Origin of the sequence: Corynebacterium jeddahense (genome assembly GCF_028609865.1) — a bacterium.
GTDB lineage: Bacteria > Actinomycetota > Actinomycetes > Mycobacteriales > Mycobacteriaceae > Corynebacterium > Corynebacterium jeddahense.
This window is the reverse complement of sequence record NZ_CP063194.1, coordinates 1,815,221-1,841,247: the sequence shown is the minus strand read 5'-3', so window position 1 is coordinate 1,841,247 and position 26,027 is coordinate 1,815,221. Positions and strand designations below refer to the sequence as shown.

Sequence of the window (26,027 nt, the reverse complement as noted above, 5' to 3'; positions counted from 1 at the left end):
TTACTGGGGTTTCGGGGTTATTTCATGAGGGCGTTGGCCATGCGGTAGGACTGGCCGGTGAAGGTGATCATGCGGCCGTGGTGGACGATGCGGTCGATCGCTGCTGCTGCCATGTCGTCGTTGCCGAAGACTTGGCCCCATTGGGAAAACGCGAGGTTGGTTGTGATGATCAGGCTGCGTTGTTCGTAAGCGTCGGCGATGGCTTGGAACAACAGTCTTGCCCCGTCGGTGTCGATGGGGATGTATCCGAGTTCGTCGATGACGAGGAGTTCGTTTTTGCCCAGAGCTGTGAGCTCTTTATCGAGCCTGCCTGCGTGTTTCGCGTTGCGTAGATGGTCGACAAGTCCGGCGGCGGTGAAGAATCTTGCGGGGATGCCTTGCAGGCACGCTTGGGTGACGAGTGCGATAGCGAGATGTGTTTTCCCGGTGCCGACATCACCGTAGAAGACGAGGTCTTCACTGCCGTTGAGAAACTCGAGTGTGGTGAGGTGTTCGCGGGTGATGTCGGCTGGCAGGGTGACCGGTGACCAGTCGTAGCTGTCGAGGGTTTTGCGTACCGGGACACGCGCGCGGTGCATCAGGCGGCGCGCTCTGGATGCGGCCCTGGATTCAAGCTCCGCTTCGAAGAGCTCAATGAGGATGTCGCATTGGCGTGGGGTGGCATGGTCTGCGCATTCGCGTAGTACGGCGGTGGTGAGGTAGAGCTGGCGGCCAAGTGCGACAACGCGATCTTTGGGGGTTGGGGTGGTCACTTTGCGGTTGCCTCCGCATGCTGTGAGGTGGTGGTTGTGGTGGCAAGGAGCTGGTCATAGGTGGTGAGGTTCGCTCTGCTGTGTTGTGTTGGTGGTGGGGCGCTGTAGCGTGCGGCGATACCCAGATGAGGCCCAGTTGGTTGGGCGTCGGTCTCTAACAGTGCTGCGGCTGCGGTGACGGTGGCGTCGAATCCGCACTCTGTGGCGGTGGTTTCGGCGTGGGTGAAAAAATCCCGGCGTGTAGCGGCATCCGCCCCGTCGAGGTAGCCCACGACAGCGTCCGGCATGTGATGGCGAAGCGGCGAGTTCGTCCACGCCCCGGGTTTCTTCGCTAACCCAGGCAGCAGACTCATCGGGTTGATCACCGTCGAGTCCGCAGTGCCGAAGACTCTCGGCAGCGCGATGATACGTCTGGTGTCGTCATCTAAGACGGTGACGGTGTCGTGGGACAACTCCAGCGTGACTTGCCTGTTCGCCCAGGCAGGCCCGACCAGGTAGCGATTGCCGTCTAGCGTGACAACACCGGTTTTGTCGGTGCGGCGCACGTCGAAACGCACCGGGTTAAACCGCACCGACGGGCACGCTTTAAGCGCATGCTGATCATGTGTGAACAGCTCAGCGACCGTGGCTGCCTTCTTGTAGTGGGTGTGGGTAGCAAACGCGGCGCACCCGGACTCCAAAAGGGTGTTCAACTCCGCTAGGGAGGCAACTTCCGGCACAGGCACGAGCAGGTTTCGGCGGATGAAGCCGACCGCGTTTTCCACATTGCCTTTCTCATGGCCCGAATACGGGTTGCAGTACCGCGCCCGGGTCCTATAGTGCGCTTTGAACGCGGCGAAAAGCTCCGATTCCACCACTTTCGGGCCGACGCGACGCCCGACGGCGGTCGCGTTATCGAAGACCATCTCAGTTGGCACCCCGCCGGCGGCGTCGATGACATCCAGCAGCCCGGTAATGACGCACTCGGCGGTTTCACCGGCAAAGGCCCTGCAAAACCTCATATTTGAGTACGGAAACGTCACCACCAGAAGGTGCACAACCCGCGCGGCTGAGGCCATGATGACTTCTGCCTGGCCGAAATCGACCTGGATGACCCCCGGTGACCATTCCAACTCCATGAACCCATCGCCTGGGGCTTTATGGTCCTTCTTCCACTGCTTCACGTAGCGCTGCACCGGTGAATACGAGCCTGTATACCCATGCTCGTTGGTAAGCCGGTCACAGATCCGTTTTGCTGTGTGGCGTTGCTTGCGCGGCATGCGCTGGTCTTGCTCAAGCCACTGATCAACAACCGCGCACAACGCCTCACCCAGCACGATTGAGCCTGGTTTGCGTGTCTTCACCGGCGCGGTCGGGCTGAAATCGTCCTGGTTGACGTACTTATCGACCGTAGCGCGCGACACGTTCACCGCCTTCGCGATCGCTCGTCTGGACATTCCCTCGTCGTCGAGCTGTCTGATAGTTTCGATCGTGGTCATGCTGATCGTCATCTACTTTCTGGTCCCTTCCTGAAAAATCCAAGTCCCCAACCTCGCGGCCAAACGAAGATGGGACGTTTCTCAGGAACAGAAACCTACTGGGGGGTGGTTATCGGCATGGCCCTTTCCCTTTCCAGAAAAGGGGCCACACCAGCCACAGCAACGCACCGGGGAACTGGCCTACTTTTCCGCGCTGAAACGGACCAAAACAGGCCGCCGAAACGGACTACTTCCCAAGCCGAACTGGACCACCTACATCAGATCAGACACAGGGGAGTGCTGTGGTGGGTGCTGGTGGCCGCGGCGGTGGTGTTCGGCGTGTGGGGAATTGCGCTGTTTCCGCCGAGATGAATGGGGAGGCTGCACTAGGGGGGCGCCATGAAGAAACAGGTGCTTGCCCTCGGCGTTGCTGCCACAGTCTCCATGTCCGCTGTTGCTGCCCCTGCGGGGTATGCGGAACCCGCCGTTGTGGAGGGGGTTGGGGCGATGGGGGAGGGGAGGAAGCGTCGATAAGCACGGGCGCAATTGTTGGCATTACGCTCGGCGTGCTGGCGGCTGCGGGGCTCGGTGGGGCGGTCGCGGTGCAGCAAGGATGGCTGAAGCTGCGGGAGCCGCTTGACGCGCAGGTGCTCGGTGGGATGGCGTCGCTCTCATCGGCGCTGTCGATCCCGGGGCTCGCGCCGAAACCTGCGGCAGGGTCCTGCTCGCCGGCGGCGTTTGACGCTGTGATCCCGGAGTGGCCGGCCGGGTTTGGGACTTCGGTGAGCTACTGCGACGGCAGGTGGGCTGTCGCGGGGGGGCGAAGGGGACGGACTGGATTCTGTTTTTCAAGCACTCGAACGGGAAGTTGGCGAAGATTTCGTCGGACGGTACGACGCGGCGTGGGATGACGCGGGCTTGCTACAACGGGATCAAACTGCGCGAGCAGGGGGCGTCGGAGGCGTTCATGCGTGAGGTGCCGGTGTGTACGCCGGGGGAGATTGGGAAGTAGTTCAGTTCGGGCCGATGGTGCCGGATGGAAGCGCGTATGGTTTCGGCAGTCTGTACTTCATTGAGTAAACAAAAACCCACCGCACAAATACTGCGCAGGAATTTCTCGTATAAAGCTATTATCCCCTATGTGACGACATCTAAGCCTGGCAATTCAGATTGCAAGCCCTCCGGCCCGCCGCCGCACGTGTTTGGTAATTGGCCCGAACATTGGCTTGCGGGTAGGCACGGCCTACAAACCGATCTCCTACTGTCGTACCGGAAGGCGAAGGCAGACATATTTCAGGACTCGTATTTGTCCCATGAAGCTGTGGCGACTTTCGAGGAAGACCTTTGCAGTAATCTGGAGCAACTCGCGAGCCGAATCCGAAGCGTCAAGCGGGACATAGCGTTGAAGCGTCGCCAACTGCCCGGTGGTGGCGAGGCTATCGGTCTTGATGAATTGGTGGGTGCCTTACAAATGGATTGCAATTGGATTCGCGGAATAGTAGGTACGCCGAGTTATACCCTCAAGAAGATCGGAACGTGGACTGAAGAAAGCTCCGATGGGTGCGCTGAACTCAAAGGTGTCAAGGTTCATCACTTCTCAACTAGGAGATTGAGCGAGCAACGCAGTGAAGAATGGAACGCGAAGCACGTCAACCCGGGGTCCCAACCGGATGGGAAAGATAGAGAGGTCGTTCTTCGGGCGGTTTGTCCGGGGACGGTCGACTTGCACGTTCTTTCGGCTTTATGGGTCCTTCGCGTCGGCTCTAAACTAGACGCAGAGCTCAGTCCGAGCGTTTACTCCAATCGGGTACGACGAAGCTTTGATAAGAAACGCGTTAACCAATTTGCGGTGGGAAGCCTCGAACCATACCTATTCAAGTATCGAGCCTGGAAGAATGATGGAGTAAGTGCGGTAGAGCGGATCCTCGAAGAGAAGAAGGACGCTTTATTTATCAGCGCCGACTTCAGCGATTACTTCCACAATATTGATCCTGAATTCTTACTCAGCGACGGGTGGTTGAGTCGGTGGGGAGACTCACTTTTCGCTGGTGATGAGGGAAACCTAAACTTCGCTATCCATCTCCTTCTAGTGAAAGCACTTTGTGCGTGGGACGAAATTCTCCGTGCCGATCTGGGTGACAAGGACGCAGTTGGTGGACTGCCGGTCGGTGTTACAGCAAGCAAGGTGATCGGGAATGTGGCCTTGATGGAACTGGATCAAGCTGTTGTGGAAGGAATCAAGCCCCGATTCTATGGACGATATGTGGACGATATCGCTCTCGTGATAGAGGGCCACCATGATATCCAAAACCTTTCTAGCCTCGGCGAGTGGATCCGTCACCGGCTACGAACTCGCACGCACTGTGGAAGCGGTCCAGACAAAGAAAACGTAGTGCTCAAGCTCCCTGCTTGCTCGGAGGATCTTGAGTCCCCGGACAGTCAAGGCGAGACTGAAGCCTCTATTTACGTTGAGGTTCCCAACCGGGCTAACTCGACCTTTAGAATTAACACGGAAAAAGTCTCGATGATTCACGCCGAGGGCAGGTACGGGAAATCAGCAGTTGAACATGTTCGCAGGACTATGGAGGAAAACACGAGTGAGTGGCGAAACTTGCCCGTCTTGCCGGAGGACCCGACAGAACTGGCTTCTGAGTTAATCACAATCATGACGTCGGCCCCTGCGGGAGAAGATGAGGTGCTCGGCCTGGAGAAACTCGCAACCAAGCGGGCGGGTTTGGCCTTAAAAATCAAAGACCTCGAAACCATCGGACGAAATGTGAACTCCAGTTCATGGAAAGAACACAGAAGACAGTTCGTGATCGCCTTTCTGGAGCACACGATGCGGCCGATAATGTTTTCAGATTTCTACCGCTACTATCCTCGGTTATTCCGGCTAGCATTGGACACGGGGGACACGCAGCAGGCACAGCGGATCGCGCACGAACTGGTATCGCTTGTAAAATGGATTGACGACGTGAGCACTGCTGTTACGGTGTCGGGCTACGAAGAAATCGATTCCGAGACACGGGCTAAGGTGATGGCTTCTTGGATGCAGCTCCTATACGACGAGTACTTCGATGAAATCGTGCGCACACCGTCGAGCTTGTGTTCTGCAATTCAGAAGAGAGCTCTCATGCAAACTTTTGAGGAGCTTGACTCGGGTAACCACAGTGCGAGTAGGGCCTGGCTTGTTTCCGGTATACAGCAAACTAGACCCCTAGAGTCTCTAGCTGATGACACTTTTGACCGGCTGTTCGCCATGGATTTGGCATCTGTTCCATTCCGGCAGACCTTGGTGCCAAGGGAAATGGATCAGTATTCGACCGGCAATCCCCAGCAGTTTGAGATACGCCATTTTGCTTTCCTCTGGGGAAGAAAGCCTAAGGCTGGGCACCTGGAAATGCTCGACCGGCTGATTGGAGAGAGCTCATGGAAACTCCTCGAACTGTTGGATAGGCGCGACGCGAGATTCAACCTCGAGTCACTTCAACGCGAGATCGATAAACAACGCCGCATCGAGGCCGAAGGCGGATGCCAAGAAACCGATGTAATCGCGGTGCGGGGGTTGATCTTCCCAACACGTCCCATGAATACCGCCGAGCTTTTCGCCTGGACAGGTGTTGCTGATCCATCTGGTGCAGCATGGTCCGAGACCGGTATTAGGCTTCGCCACGTACAAGACTGGTTTCTACTGGCTCGCGGATTCTCCGAGCGAGCCGACGTATTCCCGGACAGCCCCGACAGCGATAAGAACCGGCAGAAGCGTTTGCAACTCGCGATCATGGACGAGCTTGACGCACCGCCGGGGCTCCCGTGGGGCAGCCGCAAGGGCGTGGACGTTTGGCTCCCAGTTTCAAAGAACTGGGACCAGTCGAAGGTCAGGGTAGCGGTCGGGGCGTTGTATACGTCGGAAACCTGCATCACGAAATCGCTCCAGAAGGCTCCGGATTTGAGCCTAAAGCGTTGGAACCGAACTGCCGAATTAATGAACTCAGTGTTGCAGGGTGATGAGACCGACTACTTCGTCCTCCATGAAGTTGCTCTACCCCCAACATGGTTTCTCACAGCGGCGCTCCATTTATCGAGGAGACATATTAATTTAATCTCAGGTGTGGAATACCTTCACGGACAGTCCAACACCGTACACAACCAAGTGTGGCTCTCAGCAGTGCACAACGGGTTCAAATTCCCATCGGTGGCTCTATACACGCAGGATAAGCAGAGACCGGCTCATCCGGAAGCTCATAATCTCCAAGATGTTGGTGGTCTGAAACTACAGCCCAAGAATTCCTGGAAGGGTAGGGCAAAACCTCCCAAAGTTGCTCACGGTAATTTCATTTTTGCCATGCTCGTCTGTTCCGAACTCACAAACTCTGCATATCGGAATTCTCTTCGCGGTGCAATCGACGCTTTATTCGTAGTCGAATGGAACAAGGACCTCAACACCTTCAACTCTCTTGTTGAGGCATCAGCCCTGGATATTCATTGCTTCGTGATACAAGACAACAACCGAAAATATGGCGATTCGAGAATCCGAGTCCCTGCTAAGAAGAGTCATGAGCGTGACATGGTACAGATTCGTGGAGGAACGAATGAACATTTCGTTATCGGCGAGCTGAAAATCAAAGAGCTACGAGAGTTCCAAAAGCTATTGACGAGCGATGAGGAAACCTTCAAACCGTTGCCTGACGGATTTGAGTTGGCCCCAAGCAGACGGACATAGAAGGATGAGAAGCTTCTGAGAGCAGCGAACGCCGAACGACAGTCGGGTATGAGCTCACAAGAAAAGGGGGAAAGCCACGTTTTGGATCTTCATTAACGCACTACGCGCAGTGCGGGGCGGGCAGGAGCAGTTATCGCGCTGGTGGTTGAACCCCCGACTGCGTGGGGTTGCGAGCCCAGCATCAAGGCATGGAGATCCTGCTCCGGCAATTTTGTCACAGCTGCGATGCCTGAAATGCTTGCGCCTCCCTCTGAGGACAAGACGTAGTCGAAGACTCGGGAGCGCTCGTATTGAAGCTGGCTACCGGGTTCTTCTTTTCTGAAACCGCGGATGGATAACGCCGTGAGGTAGTTTTTATATTCGCGTTCGCTAAGCTTTCCATTCTCGTATGTTGCTCTAAGCATCGCCATTGCGGATACTTTCAAAATGCGTTTAAGCTGGAAAATATCATCCAAACTCGGATGAACGCGTAGGTGCGCGTGCACGATATTGGGCGGGATGAGAAGGTTCGAGGCGAACTCGTCCGCCTCAGGCTCTCGGCTGGTCGCGTCGGAGGAGTTTGCCCTGCTGTGGAGTAGAAGATGCCCGAGTTCGTGCGCGAGATCGAACCGCGTGCCTTCCGGAGTGCGACGTCGTGCCAAGAATATGTACGGTTGCTCACCTTCCCACATTGAGAAGGCGTCCACAGCCGATGCGGCTGGAGGTAGGCCCATGACCGCGACGCCGACAGACTCTGCAAGATGGATCGAATTCGGGAACGGTCTGTCACCTAGTTGCCAAATAGTGCGAACGTGGCTGGCTGCATCCGCAGGGGAAAGCCCTGAAAGGTCCGGAACATGGGGTAACGGAAAGTTGTAATTGTGTCGCAGCCACTCAACCAGAGGTCGAGCATTGGCACCGGATGCAACCGCCGCGCTCTTCTGCTTCTGGGTGGCGCGACTACCGGCACGAAATAGAGTGGAGTCCAACGCGGGCACCTCAAGTTCCGAGGCTACAAAGTAGTCGGCCGGAAAATTAAGCGACGATGAAAGCCGATCAAGTAGAGAATCCGTTCGCTTCGGCGGTGGACCCTCCTCCTCCCAGCGGGACAATGTAGACGGGGTGACATCCAGATCAGCTGCTAGCTCTGTTTTCGTGAGCCCTCGGCGCATTCGGGCAACCTTGATTCGGGATGGCGAGATACGGGTGGAGTTATTCCCCGGCCGCCCGTGTGATTGTGAAGTCAATATCGCCGTCCTCATGCCCGAAAAGATCTGGCTGCGCCATGACAAAATCTGGATGGATCGGTTTTAGTAGAACCCTCACAAGCCATCCCTCGACTCCTCCGTTCTTGGAAACTCCTGTGGCTAGGGAAAACTCGCAACGGAGTTGCTGGTTCTCTTTATCATAGAAGTAGAGGAGGAACCACTCTCCTTCCGGAGGAGTGTTTCTTGCGTCCGCAGATAGTGCTACCGAGCACAACGATTCCCATTCTAGCGGCAGCTGGTTCGAGGCGTTGACTGAATGGATTGTCGCCACCCCTTTCTTTCGAGCAAAGTCTGGCACGGCATTCTTTAGGCCGGTGGCGGAATTGCCCGCGACTGCACCGAACTGAGTTAAGTTTTCTACGTGTACGATGAGCGGGCGATTCTCTGGGTTCGCCATTTCCCATTTACCCGTTTTGCAGTGAGAGTGGCGGATCGAGGCATTTGTCTCGGCCCACTGGTAGGTAGCTGGCGCGGTAACGGGGTCGTAGACTCCGCAATTCAGACGTTTCGCGAAGCCCTCTGTTAGCCCCTCAACCAGACTGTCCACATCGATGTCGCGTTTTGCGAGATATTGTTTGGCATCGCTTGGAGCGATAATGATCGTTTGTTCGATTGGCGATGGGGTTGCCACCTTGGCTCCTTTCGAGCGAGTCCCGGTTAGCGATAGGGTAGCATGGCGACCTGGTACGCTTCGATGAAAGGTGAACAGGTGAGCGAATGAGCGTGGGGTAAGGGGTTCTGTGATCTAAGCGCAGAGGCGTTTAAGCCGGGATTGCAGGAGGCGGTACCCAGCCGGAAACAAGGTGACAAAGGAAGTGCGTGCGGTGGTCAGCGTCATTGTCGTCGAGATTGTTCGCCCGCAGGCAACCATCGCATGGGTCGTTGGGGCCGGGCGCTGGTAAACCGTCGACGAGCTGGTAAAGCTCGGTGAACTCGTCTGAGGATCTAACGGGGAGACGGTAGTCCGGATCTTCCGCGGGGTTGCTGCCGAGAAGGTCGCTGACAATCCTTTCGGCCTCGTCGCGCCCGAGACGGCCCAGGCGGACTAAGCAGGCAAGCAAGTCCAGTGTGGATAAGCAGACAAGCCGGGATTCGTGAGCGGTCGCACGCCCCATCCAGTCATCGACATAGACACATGGTTGCCCTTTCAGGATCAAGTTCTCGGCGTACGCAATGCAGGCTGCCTCTCCCGCGTTCTTGCCGCCCTCCATCGGCGCAGTGCTGAGCAAATCCAAAAGGGGCTGCTTCGGGCGTAGCTTGGTTTCCCTTAATTCGCGCGCTCGGGCCTCGGCAGAGGTATCCGGCGGCAACACCGTAATGGCGCCTGATGAAAGGGCAGCCTGGTTCTTTTCGCTGGCGCTGCGCAGCTCCATCTCCACATCGCGCGGATATCTGAGTCGGATGTTCAACTGCGAAAGGAGGTCAAAGATTCGGATATGGCCGGTTTGCGCAAGGTGGGAGAGTGGGCCGGTGTCAACGATCAGCGTCAGCAAACTGCACCCCGTAACCGTAGGACTGGGCTTCCAGAGGGCTTAACGTGCCAGCGTCCACGGCGTCATGGAGCTGTCGCAGGAGCTCGCTTGAGACTCGGTTCGGTTCAAGGACAACTCTTGTCCGGATTATCTCCTCATCTGCGGATTTCTTCGCTAATAATCGTTCCGCATCTTCGGCGGAAAGTTGTCCTGCGCTTTTAAGAAGTCCAATCGTGGAACGCCATCCCATGCCGTAGGTCTTTGCGATCTTGAGCGCCGCCTCGACCTCGCCTAGTTTGTGCTTCGTTGTTTTGAAACCAGACAACGCCTGGTCCGGCAGAAGGAGGTGAGCTGCAAACGAGCTGCACGCCTCCTCGATCTCGAGCGGTTCATCCCGGTCCTTATCGGTGTCCAGCTCATCAGGACTTACCGGGCCGCCCTCATAATCGTCGCCGATGAGCCAGTGGCATAGCTCGTGAGCCAAGACAAAACGTTGGTGGAAAGAGAACTTCGAAGAATCGATAACAGCGATCCCGAGAGAGTTATTCTCCCCGGGGCCGGTCACCTCCATCATCAAACCGGGGGTTTGACCTGGCGAACCGTCTACTTCAACTGCGAATTCCCAAAGGCCCAGGCGTTCGCACAGTTGTGAGAGTTGCATTAATGGTTCGCGAAGCCCGATGCCAGCTCGCCTTCGGATGAGATTGGCCAAATGAGCGGCTTCGTTGTGCGTACGCGGCATATCAAAACGCGGGCGAGCAACTCCGGAGACGATCTCGCGGTCCATGAGATTGTGAATATCCCGGACCACAGTCTCTAGCGTGTATTCAATCAAGGAAGGGTTCTGTGTTCCCACCTGAGCGTAGCGGCTCATCACCAACGGTAACTCCGCTCCGTCAACCCACGAGAGGGGTCGGCGCAGAACCGAAAGGATCGCGTCTAGCTCTACCGCGTAGGGATAGTGGATGCCTTCCTCGATGTCTCTGAAGGTTTTCGCATCGAGCTTGGCGCTCGCCGCGAACTCGCCCGAACCCCAGCCTTGACGGACCCGTTCATCGCGCAGTTTCACGCCGAGCTCATTCACGGTGATCACCTTCGGATGTAATGGGCTTAATAAGAGACGGGGACGTTACTGAAACCAGGGTAGTCGAACCGGAGGCCGTCGATAAGCAAAGGGGCTCTTCGTGTTTGGGAGTGCGTGGGTCGTTTTTCGGGGTGCTTGGGTGTGGCACAAGATGTGGGGGTCCTTGCTGGGTTAAGGATTTAGGTGTTCAAGCCAATCCGAACTCAACAAGGACCCTGTAATGCAGCCTAGTTCCAACATTGTCGCCGATACCATTTGCCGCACCGCGGAGCTTGGGTTGGCGATTACGAATGCCGCCCACAACGACACGCTCACCGTCATCGACTGTGAAGCGCTCGACCCGATCAACTCCTGCCCATCGTGTGGACAGCCAGGTGTGCTGCGTGACCACGTCTGCCGGGAGTTGGTGGATCTTCCTGTTGTCGGGTTTCCCACCCGGTTACGGGTGCGTCTGCCGCGCTTTCGGTGTGTGAACCGCCTCTGTTCGCAGAAGATCTTCCGGGCTGGCCTGGCATGTGCTGACGATCGCTCGAAGGTCACGCATCGGGTGGTGCGCTGGATCTTGCAGCGTTTAGCGATTGACCGGATGAGTATCGCCGCCACCGCCAAAGCACTCGGGATCAGCTGGCAGCTGACATGCGATCTCGCATTGTCCATGGCCAGGGAACTCGTCGCCGACCCCGACCACTTGGCCGGGGTGCGCATTATCGGGGTTGATGAGCACAAATGGGCCCACGATCGACGTGCGGCCGGCGGCGGGTTCGTCACCGTGATCGTGGATATGACCCGCCACCACACAGGCCAACCAGCGAGGTTGCTCGATGTCATTCCGGGAAGAAGCGCGAACGTGCTCACATGCTGGATCAACCAACAGCCGAAAGCATTTCGCGACGAGGTGGAAGTGGTCACCATGGATGGGTTCCAGGGCTACGCCACCGCAGCTGACGAGGCGCTTCCTCACGCAACCCGGGTGATGGACCCGTTTCACGTGGTGCGTCTTGCCGGCGACAAAGTCACCGCGTGCCGTCAGAGGCTGCAGCGTGAAACCTACGGCAGGCGCGGCAGGACCAACGACCCGTTATATAAAAACCGTCGCACCATGCTCACCCGCACCGGTCTGCTTAATGGCGAGCAGCAGCACCGCTTGGATGTGTTGTTCAACTACGACGATGACTACGCGGTGCTGCAAGAGACATGGCTGGTGTACCAGGAGATCATCGACTGCTACGAAGACCCCAACAAGCGCCGTGCGAAAACGAAGATGCGCAGGCTGATCAACCGGCTCCGCGGGCTTCGTCAGGCCGGGCTTCAAGAGCTGACCCAACTCGGGCGAAGCCTGCACAAACGCCGCACCGACATCCTCGCGTTCTTCGATATCGGCGCCTCCAACGGGCCGGTCGAAGCCATCAACGGCCGTCTCGAACACCTCCGCGGCATCGCGCTAGGGTTCCGCAACATCAACCACTACATCTTGCGTTGCCTGATTCACTCCGGCGGCCTCCAACCCAAGATCAACGCACTCTAAAACACGAAGAGCCAGCAAAGGCCCCTAGAGCTCGTAGCCCATGGGGGAGCCGGGGCCGAGCGGGATGCCGGCGTAGTACCAGATGAGGAAGAAGAGGAACCAGCCGATGAGGATCGATACGGTGTAGGGCAGCGCGAGGGACATGGGGGTGCCCACGCCGGCTTTCTTTTAGTACTTCTGCAGGAAGGTGAGCGCGAGGGCGAAGTAGGGCGACATTGGGGTGACGATGTTGGAGGGGGAGTCGCCGAATTATAGGTTGCGCACTTCTGCATTTCTTACCAGCCGATAAGCGTGAGCGCGAAAGCGTTATCGCGGTGTGCGCTTTGTGCCCTGGGGTGCGACGAGATCCATCTCTGTGCCGCCGAAAGAGGCTCGCCAGGAACCCGTGTAGAAGCCGGTAAGCTGGCCGGCGAGGAATACGGGGGAGCCGGAATCACTGAGAGCATGGGGAGCGGGGCGTTGAAAAGCTATAGCTCTGGCGTGGCGCAGGTGTTGTGTGTTGTGCGGACGATTTGCCAGCTATGAAATTAGTTCTTGAATCTCGCCCTGCTGCGCACGCGGTCCAGCTTTTCCGCGTTTCTAGTCGCGATACCCACATTGTCCTGCTTGACGCCTAACGATGCAGCAACCTCAGCAACCGCCCCACCAAATGCCACCCGAGCAGCCGCCTCCTGGCGAACCTCCATCGGAGTCCACTTCGAAGCCACAATAACCACCTCTTTCTAAGTGAGGTGGTGCATTCGCCGTGTGACCGTGGGATAGAGCTCGAGCTCAAGACGAGACGTGTTCTTCCAATCCTTTGAACGTAAGGATTCTAGATCAGCATTTCGGGTGTGAAATAGTATCGCACACCATTAGCTTGAACGACGGCTTCTGCTACCGGCTTGGAGTAGTCACCGGAGTTGCCGGGCTTCGCTGTGGCGGACGGGGTGGGGGTCTTCTCGCCATTCAGGCTGCCAGAGCCGCCGCCGGGGTTGACGGCGGCGACAATCACGCCGATTGCGGTGATGACGGCAAGCAGCGAGCCGACGATCTGGGGAAGCAGGTTGGCACGGGAGTCTCCTTTGCAGGAATTGTGAAAGGTAATGATAACTACATTTAAGCATGTGCCAAGGCGTCGCGCAGGGGAATATTCAGGGGACGGGGAGTTATGGATGTGGCGGGAGCTCGTCGATAAGCATTGCGGTCGAGCTGTAATGTGACCTTTAACGGACCACGCGGAGCGTCGGGCGGGCGGGGCGCTTGTGGAATAAGCAGAGTTCGAGACCGTGTGGGGCTGGGCGCTGAGCATGAGGGCGTGCAAATCCTGCTCCGGGAGCTTCGTTTCGGCGGCGATGCTCGAGACGCTTGAGCCTCCGTCGCTGGAGAGAACGAAGTCGAAGACGCGGGAGCGCTCGTACTGCAGCGTGCTGCCTGGCTCGCTGGTTCGGAAGCCGCGGGCGGACAAGGAAGTGAGATGGGAGCGGTACTCGCGCTCGCTGAGCTTTCCGTGGTGGTGGGCGGCGCGAAGCATGGACATGGCTGACACCTTCAGCGCCGTCTTGAGCCGGAGAATGTCGTCTAGGCTCGGATGCAAACGTAGGTGTGCGTGAACTGCACTAGGCGGGATGAGAAAGTCCGCTGCGAACTGGTTGTGGACGTTTTTTCCTGTTCAGCCCGGGCTAAGCGCGCCTGAAGCCGTCCCAAAACGCTTGCCACATTGTGGTGGGGCGGGAACGAAGCTCCTCGTCCAAGGCGTCGCGCACCGCTTGGCGGGGGTCAGTGCTTCGTGCATGGGCGGGGTCATCGGCGCGGCCGTGCGCCTGGAAATTGCGGTTGGCAACTTTCGGGCGCGTTGACGTGCTATTCGCACTGCGGCCCTTGCGGGTCCTCGGGTTTGTTACTGAGCTCATTGCTTCCTCCCTCCAGAAAGGAGACATTTGGGACGTTATAGTATCTGATGCGGGTTAATCCGAGGCTTCTTCAGAATCATCGGGGGTTTCCGCCCGCGGTTTCTCATCGTTAACGTAGTCTTGGATGCTTTTTGCGAGGCCCGTGTCCTCAGCAAGAAGGCCAGGCGTAAGAACGAGTCCACTTAGCAGGTTCCAGCCAAGGGTTCGCTCCCGTTCCAGTTCGCTGGTGGTGAGGTCCATTGCCCATTGGAGCCTGGCTAGCGCGGCATCACGGTCGTCAGCGTTCCTCTTCTGCCTTAGTGAATCCACTGCAACGCTTGCGGCAACCAAACCAACTACTGCGGTGGGTGCGCCTTGAACGATATTCATCGAAAGGCGGAGATTGTCCCAAAAATCTGACCATGCGAAAAGCGAACCAATACCCACGAGGAATACAACTGCAGCCCCCAAGAGCACAGTTATGTAGGTGATCCGCGTGACGGCCAAGAAACCTGTCTTAGCCGATTGACCAGCCTTAGTGGCACGCCGGATACGAGATTCATGGTCTTTTGATTGCGTGATCACTTTCGCTCACCCCCGTGCAGACACTGTATACGGATTAGGCGGGTGACGGGGCGGGCCGAAGGCTCGTCGATAAGCAATGGGTCCGGCTGCGCTCGGCACCTCGGTGAGCTACTGCGACGGCACGTGGGCTATCGCCGGCGCGCAGGGTACTGGCACGACGCGTGGGCCGGTGCAGCGCTCCTGCTACAACGGCATCAAGCTGCGCGAGCAGGGCGCGCCCGAGGAGTTCATCCGCAAGGCGCCGATCTGTACGCCGGCGGAGATTGGGAAGTAGGCCCCGGGACGAGGAGGGGAGGGGCCCGGAGGCAATGAGGTCAATATTGTCCTCAATCCTCTGACGGCCACCCCACTAGGTGGAGGGGTGGCCGGAGGGGGCGTCGATACGCAAACGCCCCTACACCTCGTAGCCCATCGGCGCGCCGGGGCCGAGGGGGATACCCAGGAAGTACCAGACCATGAAGAAGATGAACCAGCCCACGAGCATGCACAGCGAGTAGGGCAGGGCGAGCGAGATGAGGGTGCCCACGCCGGCCTTCTTGTAGTACTTCTGCAGGAAGGTGAGCGCGAGGGCGAAGTAGGGCGACATCGGGGTGATGATGTTCGAGGGGGAGTCGCCGATGCGGTAGAGCATCTGGGTGACTTCGGGGGAGACGTTGACGTACATCATCATCGGCACGACGACGGGGGCCATGAGCGCCCACTGCGCGGAGCCGGAGGTGATGAAGAGGTTGATCAGCGTCACCATGAGCACGAACGCGGCGAAGAGGACCACGTTGGGCAGATTCCAGGTCTGCAGCAGCTCGGCGCCTTTGATGGCGGTCCAGGGGCCGAGGTTGGACCACTGGAACCACGCGAGGAACTGCGCGACCACGAAGAACAGCACGAGGATGGGCAGGAGCGACTCGAGGCCCTTGGCCATGAAGGAGGGGATGTCCGCCGGGTCCTTGATCGTGCTCACGATGAGGCCGTAGACCAGGCCCGTCACAAAGAACGCGAGCGAGATCGGCACCGCGATGGCCTGGATGAGCGGGGACTCCATGAAGCCCTCGTCCGCGTTGTGGAACGGGGAGCCCGGTACGAAGATGAGCGCGAAGTAGATGGCCAGGAAGACGAGGATGGCAATGCCGGCCCATTTCAGGCCCTTGGCCTCGAGCGGGGTGAGCGAGAGGTCCTCGTCGTCCTCGCGGGTGTGGGCGTCGTCGGGCTGATTGTCCTCGTCGAACTGGAGCTCGTCCTCGTCGATTTCGTCGTGGTCCACGAGGTCGGCGGCCTTCTTGTCTATGTAGAACTCGGTCACCGCGGTGATGATCAGGGAGAGCACGATCGCGGACGGGATGACGAAGAAGATGTTCGCCAGCGGGGAGACGACGTAGTCCGCGTCCACGAGCTGCGCCGCGGAGGTGGAGATGCCGGCGAGCAGGAGGTCGGTGATGTTGAGGATGAGGGAGGCATCGAAGCCGGCCGACGACGCCGCGAACGCCACCATCGCGCCGACGACCGGGGAGCGGCCCATGGCGTGGAAGGCCATCGCGCCAAGCGGGATGAGGATGATGAAGATGGCGTCTGAGGCCACCGAGCCCGTCACGCCCGCGAGCGCCACCATGAAGGTGAGCATCTTCGGGCTCACCTTGGACACCATCGCGCGCACCATCGCGGACAGCAGCCCGGATTGCTCGGCCACGGCGACGCCGAGCATGGTGGCCAGGACGACGCCGAGCGGCGGGAACGCGATGAAGTTCTGCACCGCGTCCGTGACCATGCGCGAGAGGTTCTCGCCGGTGAGCAGGTTTTCGACGTGGATCTCCTCGCCGTTCGAGGGGTCCACGGCGGACAGCCCCGCCTTGTTGGCCAGCCAGGAGCTGACGGCGACCACGCCGGCGAGGATGACGAAGAGCCAGAACGGGTCGGGCAGCTTGTTGCCCACCTTTTCAATCCAGCCGAGGAAGCCGGTCATGCCGTCCTGCTGGGTCTCGTCAGCCTTGCTCTCGGCTTTGTTCTCGGGCTCGCGTTTCGGCGCTGTTTCGGGCTGGGTCCTGGTGGATCCGCTCATGGCGTGCCTCTCTGGTCGGGGGCGTTTGTCGATACACCCTTGAACAAAAGGTGAGAGCGAGCTTACAGAAGCGCGCGCCCGTAGACTGTCCAAAGTGAGCACCGAAGTCCAGATCGCGCCCCGCGAGCCGCGTCGCCGCTCCGGCTGCGCGGGCGTCGCAGCCGCTGCCGTCGCCGTCATCGCCATCCTCGCGCTCGTCGCGGGCCTCATGCGCCCCGCCCTGTTCGGCATGGGGGAGGAGAAGGTCCAGTCGACGACCATTGGGGCGTCGCTAAGCGATATCGCGGAACTCGCCGTCGAGGAATACGCGTTCTCGGACGTGGGCAAGTTCGACCAGGCCGGCCTCGAGGTGCTCGGCGTGCACGTGCCGTTCACGGGCCGCAACTTCCTGATCACCTACGACGGGCGCGTCACCGCGGGCATCAAGGACGCATCGCGTATCGACGCCTCCGTGGACGACGCCTCCCACCAAATCACCGTAAAACTCCCCGCGGTGGAGGTGCTGGAGTCCCACATCGACGCCGACAGTGTGCAGGTCTACGACCAGTCCATGAACCCCATCAACCAGCTGCGAGTGCAGGACGTCGCGGGCTTCATCGCGGACCGGGAGAACGCCGCGCGCGACAAGGCCGTCGCCCAGGGGCTTCTCGACCGCGCGCGCTCGCGGGCGGAGGAGCTAGCGACCAAGCACGTTCAGGCGCTCATCGACGGCACCGCGGAGGCCGATTACCAGGTGCGCGTCGAGTCCGCGCGGTAGTCTTTGCCGCATGCGTAACCCTGTCGCCGCGGCCGCCGTGGCCAGCGCCCTCGTCCCGTGCCTGTCTGTTGCTAGCCTTGCCGCGCCGGCCGCGCTTGCGGAACCATCGGCCGATGACAACCCTCGCGAGTGCACCATCGAGTACACCGCCGACGACATCCCAGCGCTCGCGGCGGGGTTGCACGGCGACGACATCCTCTACCAAGCCACCTCCCGCCGCGCGGCAATCGACGCCTGGAACGACGGGCAGGCCAAGCTCAAAGCCGGCCTCGGTGCGAATGGGTGGGGCACGGTGAGCGACGTGGTCGAAGACGGCGCGCACCCCGGCCCGGCCGATAACACCGGCAGCTCGGTGGCCCGCGAGGAGTTCGAACGGGTTTCCTCGCAGCCGCAGCCCTTGCGCACGTCCCACTTCAGCCCCGCCGAGGTCGCGTTCTTCGAGAACGCCGCCGACTACACCAGCCAGCGCCTCACCGACTGCGGCAAGGACATTGCCCGCACGGCCCCGGAGGCGCCGTCAAGTCTGAAGCTCGCGCTCGCGCCGAACAAGATCGCCTCGATCGTCCTGGCCATCCTTTCAGCGGTGTGCGCCGGCCTGGCCGCCACGGGGATGAGGATCCCGGGCGTGGAGATGCCCGAGCTCCCGCAGCTGCCGTGGTAGGGCCTCGAGGGAATGAGGACAATATTGTCCTCAATCTCCATCACACCCACCCCACCCCCACGTACCCTGGCGCCATGAACCTCGAGCAGTACTTCGGCGACTGGCCGGTGGACAACGTCGCGGCGGCGCTCGTCGGCACCCGCGAGGCCGCACTCGGCGACGACACGCGCGTCTTCGAACTCGCCAGCGTGACCAAGCTCCTCTCCGCATACGCTGTGCTCATTGCGGTGGAGGAGGGGGCATTCTCGCTTGACGACGCCTCCGGTCCCCCCTCATCAACCATCCGCCACCTGCTCGCGCACGCCTCCGGCGTCGGCTTCGACACCCGCGAGCCCCAGAAGGCGCCGGGGGAGCGCCGGATCTACTCCTCGGCCGGCTACGAAATCCTCGCCGACCACGTCGAGGAGTCCACCGGCATCGCGTTTGCCGACTACGCCCGCGAAGGGGTCTTCGAGCCGCTCGGCATGGGGGACACGGAGATATATGGGTCGGCGGGGCATGGCGGGAGGTCGTCGATACGCGATCTGCGCGCGTTCGCCGCCGAACTCCTCGAGCCCACACTCCTCGACCCCTCCACGCTCGGCGAGGCGTTCACGAACCAGTTCGGCGACCTGCGCGGCGTCGTGCCTGGCTACGGCATGCAGAAGCCCTGCCCGTGGGGCCTCGGCTTCGAGATCAAGGGCGACAAATCCCCGCACTGGACCGGCGACGGCATGCCCGCGAGCACGGTCGGGCACTTCGGCATGGCGGGCACGTACCTGTGGGTCGCGGGCGGCCAGGCGTGCGTCGTGCTCACCGATCGCGAGTTCGGCGACTGGGCGAAGCCGCTCTGGCAGGAGACGAACACCGCGCTGTGGGAGGCGCTGGCGTAAGCCCGGAAGAAGAGGGTGTACCCCCGGAGGAATTCGTCGTTACGCTGCATTCTTAGCTCTGATTTAAACTGCACGCATGACAACGAACACCACCCCGCAGCCAGCGGCGGGGCAGAAGCTGCCGACCAACCAGGTCGTGCCCCTGATGACGGCGCTGCTGGTCGCCGTCTTCGCGTTCCAGCTCAACGCCTCGATGCTCGCCCCGGCGCTGGCCACGATGGAGACCGAGCTCAACGCCACGACCTCCCAGATCGGCATGACGCAGACCGCATTCTTCACCGCCGCGGCACTGTTCGCGCTGTTCATGCCGCGCTGGGGTGACCTCATCGGGCGGCGCAAGGTGCTCGTGGGGATGATGGTGGTCACCGTGATCGGCTCGGTCGTCGCCGCGCTGGCCACGAACGTGACCATGCTGTTCATCGGCCGCGTCATCCAGGGCGTGTCCGGCCCGACCGTGGCGCTGACGTCGGTGATGCTGCGCCAGGCGGTGCGCGAGGAGAAGCAGTTTGCGTTCCTCGTCGGCATCCTCACCTCGGTCAACGGCGGCATCGCGGGTGTCGACGCCCTCCTCGGCGGCTGGCTCACCTCCGCGTTCGGCTTCCGCTCCCTGTTCTGGGTCATCGGCGCCGCCGCGCTTATCGCCGTATTCGCCGTGCGCTACGGCGTGCCGGAGACGAAGTCGAGTGAGCTCCAGCCGATGGACTGGAAGGGCGTGGTCACGCTCGTCGTGGCCGTGGGTACGATCCTCACCGCGCTCAACGAGGCCGGCGCGCTCGCCGCCGCGAACTGGTTCATGGTCATCATCCTGCTGGTCATCGGCGCCGTCGCGCTCGTGGTGTTCTGGCGCGCGGAGAAGGCCAGCACCCACCCGCTCATGTCCACCGACCTGCTCTCGCAGCGTCGCACGTGGGCGCTGCTCCTCACCACCACGCTCACCATGACCGGCGTCTTCGCCGTCATGAACGGCCTCGTGCCCAACCTCGCGCAGGACGACGTCGCCGGCCCCGGCCTCTCCGCCGGCGTCGTGTCCTGGTGGACGCTCACCCCGTACGCGCTCGCCGGCCTCATCATGGGCCCGGTCTCCGGCTGGCTCGCCGGGCGCGTGGGCTACAAGATCATCCTCCAGATCGGCATCGCCGGCGCCGCGCTGTCGGTCTTCCTCGGCCTCGTGGTCGTGGACCACCCGACGCGCGGCATGCTCCTGCTCATGTCCGTCCTCGCCGGCATCACCTACGCCGGCATGGGCAACATCATGCTCGGCTCCCTCGGCGTCGTGCTCGCACCGAAGCACAACCAGGGCTACCTGCCCGGCCTCAACGGCGGCGCGTTCAACCTCGGCGCGGGCCTGTCGTTCACGGTCGTCTTCGCGGTCTTCTCCGCGCTCGACGGCAGCTACCGCGCGGGCATGATCGCCGGCGCGGTGCTCCTGGCCTGCGCGTTCGCCGCGTCCTTCCTCATCCCGAAGCCGGAGACGGTGCCGGACACCCTCGCCGCGGAGGACCTGGCCGCCCGTGCGTAAGGTCATACTCGACTGCGACCCCGGCCACGACGACGCCGTCGCCATCCTCCTCGCCGCCGGCAACCCGGACATCGAGCTGCTTGGCCTCACCACCGTCGGCGGCAACCACACCATCGACCACGTCACGCGCAACGCGCAGCAGGTGCTCACGGTCGCGGGCCTCAGCGGGGTGCCCATCTACCGCGGCGCCTCGAGGCCTTTGCTTAACGACGTCGTCACCGCCACCGACATCCACGGCGACACCGGCATGGAAATCCACGGCTTCACGCTTCCCGAGCCCGCCGTCCCGGTCGAGGAGGAGCACGCCGTGAGGTGGATCGTCGATACGCTAATGCGCGAGGAACCCGGCACCGTCACGCTCGTGCCCACCGGCCCGCTGACGAATATCGCGCTTGCCGCGCGCCTCGAGCCGCGCATCGTGGAGCGGGTGCGCGAGGTCGTGCTCATGGGCGGCGCGGTCGGGGCGGGCAACGTCACGGCGTCGGCGGAGTTCAACACGTTTGTGGACCCCGAGGCCGCCGCGATCGTGTTCGGCGAGAACTGGCCCGTGGTCATGGTGGGGCTTGACCTCACGCACCAGGCGCTGGCCACGCCCGCGGTCGAGGCGCGGTTCGCATCCCTCGGCACCGCGTGCGGCGACTTCGTCGTCGGGCTGTTCGACGCCTTCCGCCGCAACTACAAGGACGCCCAGGGCTTTGAGAACCCGCCGGTCCACGACCCCTGCGCCGTCGCCTACGTCATCGACCCGACCGTGGTCGAGACCGTGCGCGTGCCCGTGTCCGTCGAGCTCGCCGGCACCCTCACCCGCGGCCGCACCGTGGCGGATTTCCGCGCGGCGCCGGGCGCGGACTGCCACACCGCCGTGGCCACTCGCCTCGACGTCGACCGGTTCTGGGACCTCGTCGTCGACGCCGTCCGCGCGCTGGGGTAGGGGCGGGGCGGCGCCCGGGCGCGGCGGGGCTCGCCCGGGCGCGCCGGCGTTCGCCCGGCCCGCAGCGTTCGCCCGCCCCCCCCAGCGCAAAACCGGCTACCTGCAACCGGTTATCACCCGGTTTTCGGCCCGTAAGCCGGTCCTAGGTAGCCGGTTTTGGCTTGGGAACCCCGCCACGCCGCCCCGCCACGCCGCCCCGCCGCAGGTCGGCCGCCGTCGCCAGCCGCGGGCACCGCGGGCACGCCGTCGCTAGCCTTGGCGCCCATGGATGTTTCGGACAACGTCGGCAACCTCTACTTCGTCCTCGAATACACGGGCGTGCTGCTCGCCTCCACCATCGGCGGCACCGTGGCCAAGCGCATGAACTTTGACATTGTCGGGTTCGCCTTCATCGCGTACTTGTCGTCGCTGGGCGGCGGCTTTATCCGCGACGCGATCCTGAGCAACGGCCCGGCCGCCGCCCTCACGAACCCCGGCTACCTCATTACCGCCACGATCGGCGCGCTCATCGCGTACTTCGGCAACCTCCACGGCAAGGTCTGGGAGAACTTCCGCTTCTACGCGGACATCATCACCATTGGCGTGTGGGCGGTCGCCGGTACGCTCAAGGGCCTCATGGCGGATCTCAACTTCGTCCCCTGCATTCTCCTCGCCGTGATCACAGCGACCGGCGGCACGATGATGAGGGACATTGCGTTACGACGCGTCCCGTCCCTCTTCACCTCCGAAAAGATGACCGTATTCCCCGCGATCATCTCGTCCGTGATCATGCTCGTGTTCAACCGCTTCGACCTGGTCTGGCAGGGCATGCTCGCCGCCGCGATCGCCGCGCCGATCTTCGCCGCCGCGGTCTACTTCGGCGGCGACAGGCTTTCGATGTTCCAGGCGAAGCACACCGAGCGCCCCCTCGAGAAAAAGATCGGCGACGCCCTCGGCGTGGACACCAAGAACAGTGAGGACACCGGCGACGACGTCACCCGCGCGCTCGAGGACGCCACCGACGAGGAGCTCATCGCGGCGCTGCGCGTCATGTTGAAGAACGAGGTCCTCGCCCGCACCGAGTCGAAGGCGTAGCTCCCGCCGCGCTGAGGTCTTATTTCAGAGCCGGGAGGCCGGGGTGCCGCCCCACGGGTAGTCGGTGGGCCACCCAGCCGCCGGATCAGAAGCAGTACCCGCACCAGTATCAGCACCCGAGCGCGACCGCGGGTCCTCGTAGAAGCGCGGGTCGTTGAGCAGCTCCTCCAGGTCCTTCATCTGCAGCTCGGCGTCGCCGAACGATGTGGTCACTCGGTTCGCCAGCACCTGCGACGTGAGCGCCGTGCCAAGGATGTCCACCACGAGCGCCGCGGCGGGCAGCGCCTTGCGGGCTCCCTGCGGGAACAGGCCCACCACGCCGAGGATGAACGCGGCCTGCAGCAGTGGCGCCCCGAACGCCGCGGAGCGCGCGGCCAGGCTCAACAGCGTGCCGAGCACCGCGCAAACGAGACCGGTGATGCCGATGAGGTTGGTGCCGGAGGCGTCGATACGCGATGCCTGCGGACGTGTGTACGCCGGGCGCTCTGGGCCCAGAAATGGTGTAGTCATGCAAGATGAGCGCCGGCGCGCGACGTGAGAAGATCGGGCAATGCTCCTCCTCATCGCGCTCGTCGTCGGCGGGCTCATCCCGATCCAAACCGCGGCGAACTCGCGCCTGCGCCTGAGCGTGGGCAACCACCCGGTCGTCTCGGCGCTCATCTCGTTTTCCGTGGCGCTGCTTGTGGCCATCGTTGCCACCACCATCCTGCGCGGCAACCCGCTACCGCACTTCGCGCCGGGCACGTCCGCGCCGTGGTGGGTGTGGTTCGGCGGGCTTATGGGGGTGTGCTTCGTGCTGGGCAACATCGTCCTCTTCCCGCGCCTCGGCGCCGTGCAGACGGTCGTGCTGCCGATCCTCGGCCAGGTGGTGATGGGCCTGGTCATCGACAGGTTTGGCCTCTTTAACGCACCGCGTATCGACGTTTCCGTTCCGCGCATCCTCGGCGCCCTCGTCGTCCTCGTCGGCATCGTGGTCACGCTGCGGGCCGATGCCTCGGCGAAGGCGGAAGGCGATGCCCACGGCCTGGAGCTGTGGGCGTACCGCGCGCTCGGCGTGCTCGTGGGCGTGGGCTCGGCAGTGCAGACCGCGGTGAACGGCTACCTGGGCACCATCGCCGGGTCCTCGCTGCACGCCGGCGAGATCAACCTGGCCGTCGGTTCGCTGCTGTTGCTCATCGCGGCGCTGGCGACGAGCCCCGGCCAGTTCACGCGCCGCCCCGAGCCGGGGCCGTGGTGGATGTGGGTCGGCGGCCTGGTGGGCGCGACGTTCGTCATCTCCGGCGCGACGCTCGCCCCGCTGCTGGGCACGGCGACGACCGTCATCGCCTTCAACGCGGGCACGATCGCGGCGGGCCAGGTGCTCGAGGCGCGCGGGGCATTCGGGGCGCGCAAGAACCCGCTCACGGCGACGCGCCTCGTCGGGCTGGTGGTGGTGTTCCTCGGCGTGCTCGCGGTGCGGTTGCTGTAACCCGCACACACTCCTCAACCTCAACCACAACTCGAGCGAACAGGGGGATCAACCAGGCCTTGAGGGTTGCCCGAGTCAACCAGTGTGAAGCAAGATCAGCCCTGCGCAAGCACGAGCAACAAGAGGCCGTTGGGGAAGACGAACCTCTCGTCTCGCACTCCGTCGCGCGGGCCAGTCACCCGCGCGGCAACCCCGCCTAGTCACCGGGAACCGGAGTGCGCCACACACAATCGCCGCACTCGCGGAGAAGGGTCCCCACCGATGACGACAACACTGGCCGCGCCCCGCACGTGCCGCACCCGCGCCCGCATGACCTACACGCTTGAGGTCGAGGGGATGGCGGGGGAGTACCGGATGGACGTCGAGAAGCTGATGCTCCTCCTGCCGGACGGCGACGAAGGCGAGGTGTGGTTCACACGCTGGCAGCGACGCGCGGACCGCACGTATTCCTGTCGCGAGACGATCCTCGCGACGCCCGCCGAGCTGCAGCCGTTCGAGCGCGCGCTCGGCGAACTCGCCCGTGACGCAAACTTTATGGCGAGCGTCACGCAGCGCTCCTACCATGGGCCACATGTCCACTAAGTACCGCGTACAAAACCCGAAAACCAACGAAATCGAGGAAACCTTCGACTTCATCACCGACGACGAACTCGAGCAGGCCCTCGCCACCGCCGACGCCGCGTTCAAGCAGTGGCGCGAGAAGAGCTTCGAGGAGCGCGGCGAGGTGCTGCGCAAGGTCGCATCGCTTTTCGACGCGCAACGCGCCGACCTCGCCAAGATCATCGCCGACGAGATGGGCAAGGCCATCAACGAGGGCGACGCCGAGGTCGACGACGTCGTGGAGATCTTCAACTACTACGCCGACCACGGCGCCGAGTTCGGGGCCGACGAGGAGATCCCGAACGAGCGCGGCGGCACATCCGTGATGCGCAAGGTGCCGCTCGGCGTGATCCTCGGCATCATGCCGTGGAACTTCCCGTACTACCAGGTCGCGCGCTTCGCGGCGCCGGCGCTCATGGCCGGCAACGTGGTCATGGTCAAGCACGCCGAGATCTGCCCGCGCTCCGCGGCGGCGATCGAGCGCATCTTCGACGAGGCCGGCGCGCCGAAGGGCATCTACACGAACCTGTACGCGCAGCACTCGCAGGTCTCCACGATCATCGAGGACAAGCGCGTGCAGGGTGTCTCGCTCACCGGCTCCGAGCGCGCCGGCCGCGAGATCGCCGCGCAGGCGGGCAAGGCGCTGAAGAAGTGCGTGCTCGAGCTCGGCGGCACCGACCCGTACGTCGTGCTCGACGCCTCCGACGTGAAGAAGGCGGCGGAAACGGCGTGGAACAAGCGCATCGGCAACGTCGGCCAGGCCTGCACGTCGAACAAGCGCATGATCGTCATGGACGACATTTACGACGAGTTCGTCGACGCGCTGGTGGCGCTGGCGTCGTCGTATAGCGAGGGCGATCCCCGGAACCCGGGCGACGGCGCGGAGTTCTACCCGCTGTCCTCCCGCGACGCGGCCGAGAAGCTCGCGCAGCAGCTCAAGGTCGCCGTCGACGAGGGCGCGACGCTGCACGTCGGTGGCGAGGTCACCGGCAAGGGCGCCTACATCACCCCGGCCGTGATTACCGGCATCCCGGCCGGCACCGACTCCTACTACGAGGAGTTCTTCGGCCCGGTCGCCGAGGTGTACAAGGTTTCCTCCGAGGACGAGGCCATCGAGCTAGCGAACGACTCGCGCTACGGCCTCGGTGGCGCCGTCATGTCGGAGGACGAGGAGCGTGCGAAGCGCGTCGCGTCCAAGATCGACACCGGCATGATCCACGTGAACATCCCGCAGGCCCGGGGCGCCGAGCTGCCGTTCGGCGGCGTGAAGGCGTCCGGCCTCGGTCGCGAGCTCGGCCCGCTGGGCATGGACGAGTTCGTGAACAAGCAGCGCTTCTACGTCGCGGGCTCCGACTCGCAGGTGTAGCGCTCCCGCGCGC

The 26,027-nt window shown here is 62.0% G+C and carries 22 protein-coding genes and 1 pseudogene; 12 read left to right on the top strand and 11 right to left on the bottom strand.

Features of this window, described 5'->3' with window-relative positions; genetic code table 11:
- Positions 1–17 precede the first annotated feature (17 nt).
- Positions 18–752, bottom strand: coding sequence for an IS21-like element helper ATPase IstB (gene istB / locus CJEDD_RS08910; RefSeq protein WP_081764632.1), 735 nt, complete (start codon positions 750–752; stop codon positions 18–20).
- On the bottom strand, positions 749–2,242 hold the full coding sequence (istA, locus tag CJEDD_RS08905; RefSeq protein ID WP_273657484.1) for an IS21 family transposase: 1,494 nt from the start codon (positions 2,240–2,242) through the stop codon (positions 749–751). Before istA ends, istB begins: the two co-directional genes overlap by 4 nt.
- A gap of 1,108 nt (positions 2,243–3,350) precedes the next feature.
- Between istA and CJEDD_RS08900 the strand changes: the two genes are divergently transcribed.
- Complete coding sequence (locus tag CJEDD_RS08900; RefSeq protein ID WP_157034536.1) at positions 3,351–6,932, top strand: RNA-directed DNA polymerase; 3,582 nt, start codon at positions 3,351–3,353, stop codon at positions 6,930–6,932.
- 92 nt (positions 6,933–7,024) lie between these two features.
- Here the strand turns inward: CJEDD_RS08900 and CJEDD_RS08895 are convergent, their stop codons facing one another.
- From CJEDD_RS08895 to CJEDD_RS08880, 4 genes are all read right to left on the bottom strand, one after another.
- Positions 7,025–8,083, bottom strand: coding sequence for an XRE family transcriptional regulator (locus tag CJEDD_RS08895; protein WP_042409802.1), 1,059 nt, complete (start codon positions 8,081–8,083; stop codon positions 7,025–7,027).
- A 40-nt stretch (positions 8,084–8,123) separates the two neighbouring features.
- Positions 8,124–8,810: a hypothetical protein gene (locus CJEDD_RS08890; protein WP_273657483.1), complete on the bottom strand. Its 687-nt coding sequence runs from the start codon at positions 8,808–8,810 to the stop codon at positions 8,124–8,126.
- Positions 8,811–8,940: 130 nt separating this feature from the next.
- Positions 8,941–9,672, bottom strand: a complete 732-nt coding sequence (locus CJEDD_RS08885; RefSeq protein WP_042410418.1) for a hypothetical protein — start codon at positions 9,670–9,672, stop codon at positions 8,941–8,943.
- Complete coding sequence (locus CJEDD_RS08880) at positions 9,653–10,735, bottom strand: ImmA/IrrE family metallo-endopeptidase (protein ID WP_042410416.1); 1,083 nt, start codon at positions 10,733–10,735, stop codon at positions 9,653–9,655. The genes CJEDD_RS08885 and CJEDD_RS08880 overlap by 20 nt, the downstream gene beginning before the upstream one ends.
- Before the next feature lie 220 nt (positions 10,736–10,955).
- Here CJEDD_RS08880 and CJEDD_RS08875 point away from each other — a divergent pair, with 220 nt between their 5' ends.
- Complete coding sequence (locus CJEDD_RS08875; RefSeq protein WP_273657482.1) at positions 10,956–12,260, top strand: ISL3 family transposase; 1,305 nt, start codon at positions 10,956–10,958, stop codon at positions 12,258–12,260.
- A gap of 24 nt (positions 12,261–12,284) precedes the next feature.
- Here the strand turns inward: CJEDD_RS08875 and CJEDD_RS08870 are convergent.
- The 3 genes and pseudogenes from CJEDD_RS08870 to CJEDD_RS08860 all read right to left on the bottom strand — a co-directional run.
- A pseudogene (locus CJEDD_RS08870) lies at positions 12,285–12,506 on the bottom strand (AbgT family transporter); the annotation flags it as partial.
- Positions 12,507–13,074: 568 nt separating this feature from the next.
- Complete coding sequence (locus CJEDD_RS08865) at positions 13,075–13,779, bottom strand: hypothetical protein (protein ID WP_042409042.1); 705 nt, start codon at positions 13,777–13,779, stop codon at positions 13,075–13,077.
- Positions 13,780–14,206: 427 nt separating this feature from the next.
- Positions 14,207–14,716: a hypothetical protein gene (locus tag CJEDD_RS08860; RefSeq protein ID WP_157034518.1), complete on the bottom strand. Its 510-nt coding sequence runs from the start codon at positions 14,714–14,716 to the stop codon at positions 14,207–14,209.
- A 76-nt stretch (positions 14,717–14,792) separates the two neighbouring features.
- On the opposite strand from CJEDD_RS08860, the gene CJEDD_RS08855 reads away from it, so the two are divergent.
- Entirely contained in the window at positions 14,793–14,990 is a 198-nt protein-coding gene (locus tag CJEDD_RS08855; protein WP_042409045.1) for a hypothetical protein, read from the top strand.
- A 120-nt stretch (positions 14,991–15,110) separates the two neighbouring features.
- Here the strand turns inward: CJEDD_RS08855 and CJEDD_RS08850 are convergent, their stop codons facing one another.
- A complete protein-coding gene (locus CJEDD_RS08850; protein ID WP_042409060.1) occupies positions 15,111–16,670 on the bottom strand; it encodes an AbgT family transporter in 1,560 nt (519 codons plus the stop codon).
- Between the two features lie 190 nt (positions 16,671–16,860).
- Between CJEDD_RS08850 and CJEDD_RS08845 the strand changes: the two genes are divergently transcribed.
- From CJEDD_RS08845 to CJEDD_RS08820, 6 genes are all read left to right on the top strand, one after another.
- A complete protein-coding gene (locus tag CJEDD_RS08845; protein ID WP_232297758.1) occupies positions 16,861–17,523 on the top strand; it encodes a DUF4230 domain-containing protein in 663 nt (220 codons plus the stop codon).
- 10 nt (positions 17,524–17,533) lie between these two features.
- On the top strand, positions 17,534–18,184 hold the full coding sequence (locus CJEDD_RS08840; RefSeq protein WP_042409048.1) for a hypothetical protein: 651 nt from the start codon (positions 17,534–17,536) through the stop codon (positions 18,182–18,184).
- A gap of 74 nt (positions 18,185–18,258) precedes the next feature.
- Entirely contained in the window at positions 18,259–19,056 is a 798-nt protein-coding gene (locus tag CJEDD_RS08835) for a serine hydrolase domain-containing protein (RefSeq protein WP_042409051.1), read from the top strand.
- 76 nt (positions 19,057–19,132) lie between these two features.
- Positions 19,133–20,575, top strand: coding sequence for a uridine transporter UriT (gene uriT, locus CJEDD_RS08830; protein ID WP_042409054.1), 1,443 nt, complete (start codon positions 19,133–19,135; stop codon positions 20,573–20,575).
- Entirely contained in the window at positions 20,568–21,506 is a 939-nt protein-coding gene (uriH, locus tag CJEDD_RS08825; protein ID WP_042409057.1) for a uridine-preferring nucleoside hydrolase UriH, read from the top strand. Before uriT ends, uriH begins: the two co-directional genes overlap by 8 nt.
- Before the next feature lie 264 nt (positions 21,507–21,770).
- On the top strand, positions 21,771–22,580 hold the full coding sequence (locus tag CJEDD_RS08820) for a trimeric intracellular cation channel family protein (RefSeq protein WP_052333864.1): 810 nt from the start codon (positions 21,771–21,773) through the stop codon (positions 22,578–22,580).
- A gap of 24 nt (positions 22,581–22,604) precedes the next feature.
- On the opposite strand, the gene CJEDD_RS08815 is transcribed toward CJEDD_RS08820, so the two are convergent.
- A complete protein-coding gene (locus CJEDD_RS08815) occupies positions 22,605–23,090 on the bottom strand; it encodes a hypothetical protein (RefSeq protein WP_042409667.1) in 486 nt (161 codons plus the stop codon).
- A gap of 40 nt (positions 23,091–23,130) precedes the next feature.
- Between CJEDD_RS08815 and CJEDD_RS08810 the strand changes: the two genes are divergently transcribed.
- From CJEDD_RS08810 to CJEDD_RS08800, 3 genes are all read left to right on the top strand, one after another.
- Complete coding sequence (locus tag CJEDD_RS08810) at positions 23,131–24,048, top strand: DMT family transporter (protein ID WP_042409664.1); 918 nt, start codon at positions 23,131–23,133, stop codon at positions 24,046–24,048.
- Between the two features lie 261 nt (positions 24,049–24,309).
- Entirely contained in the window at positions 24,310–24,630 is a 321-nt protein-coding gene (locus tag CJEDD_RS08805) for a hypothetical protein (RefSeq protein ID WP_042409661.1), read from the top strand.
- Positions 24,620–26,014 (top strand): NAD-dependent succinate-semialdehyde dehydrogenase, encoded by a 1,395-nt coding sequence (locus CJEDD_RS08800; protein ID WP_042409670.1) that lies wholly within the window; start codon positions 24,620–24,622, stop codon positions 26,012–26,014. The genes CJEDD_RS08805 and CJEDD_RS08800 overlap by 11 nt, the downstream gene beginning before the upstream one ends.
- The last annotated feature ends 13 nt before the right edge of the window (positions 26,015–26,027 follow it).

What these genes read in the sequence shown, in the direction of transcription:
- CJEDD_RS08855 (WP_042409045.1), top strand. Translation starts at nt 14,793, where the DNA reads ATGGGTCCGGCTGCGCTCGGCACCTCGGTGAGCTACTGCGACGGCACG.
- CJEDD_RS08895 (WP_042409802.1), bottom strand. Translation starts at nt 8,083, where the DNA reads ATGCGCCGAGGGCTCACGAAAACAGAGCTAGCAGCTGATCTGGATGTC.
- CJEDD_RS08820 (WP_052333864.1), top strand. Translation starts at nt 21,771, where the DNA reads ATGGATGTTTCGGACAACGTCGGCAACCTCTACTTCGTCCTCGAATAC.
- CJEDD_RS08875 (WP_273657482.1), top strand. Translation starts at nt 10,956, where the DNA reads ATGCAGCCTAGTTCCAACATTGTCGCCGATACCATTTGCCGCACCGCG.
- CJEDD_RS08805 (WP_042409661.1), top strand. Translation starts at nt 24,310, where the DNA reads ATGACGACAACACTGGCCGCGCCCCGCACGTGCCGCACCCGCGCCCGC.
- CJEDD_RS08840 (WP_042409048.1), top strand. Translation starts at nt 17,534, where the DNA reads ATGCGTAACCCTGTCGCCGCGGCCGCCGTGGCCAGCGCCCTCGTCCCG.
- istA (WP_273657484.1), bottom strand. Translation starts at nt 2,242, where the DNA reads ATGACGATCAGCATGACCACGATCGAAACTATCAGACAGCTCGACGAC.
- CJEDD_RS08850 (WP_042409060.1), bottom strand. Translation starts at nt 16,670, where the DNA reads ATGACCGGCTTCCTCGGCTGGATTGAAAAGGTGGGCAACAAGCTGCCC.
- CJEDD_RS08815 (WP_042409667.1), bottom strand. Translation starts at nt 23,090, where the DNA reads ATGACTACACCATTTCTGGGCCCAGAGCGCCCGGCGTACACACGTCCG.
- CJEDD_RS08865 (WP_042409042.1), bottom strand. Translation starts at nt 13,779, where the DNA reads ATGTCCATGCTTCGCGCCGCCCACCACCACGGAAAGCTCAGCGAGCGC.
- uriT (WP_042409054.1), top strand. Translation starts at nt 19,133, where the DNA reads ATGACAACGAACACCACCCCGCAGCCAGCGGCGGGGCAGAAGCTGCCG.
- CJEDD_RS08800 (WP_042409670.1), top strand. Translation starts at nt 24,620, where the DNA reads ATGTCCACTAAGTACCGCGTACAAAACCCGAAAACCAACGAAATCGAG.
- CJEDD_RS08810 (WP_042409664.1), top strand. Translation starts at nt 23,131, where the DNA reads ATGCTCCTCCTCATCGCGCTCGTCGTCGGCGGGCTCATCCCGATCCAA.
- CJEDD_RS08835 (WP_042409051.1), top strand. Translation starts at nt 18,259, where the DNA reads ATGAACCTCGAGCAGTACTTCGGCGACTGGCCGGTGGACAACGTCGCG.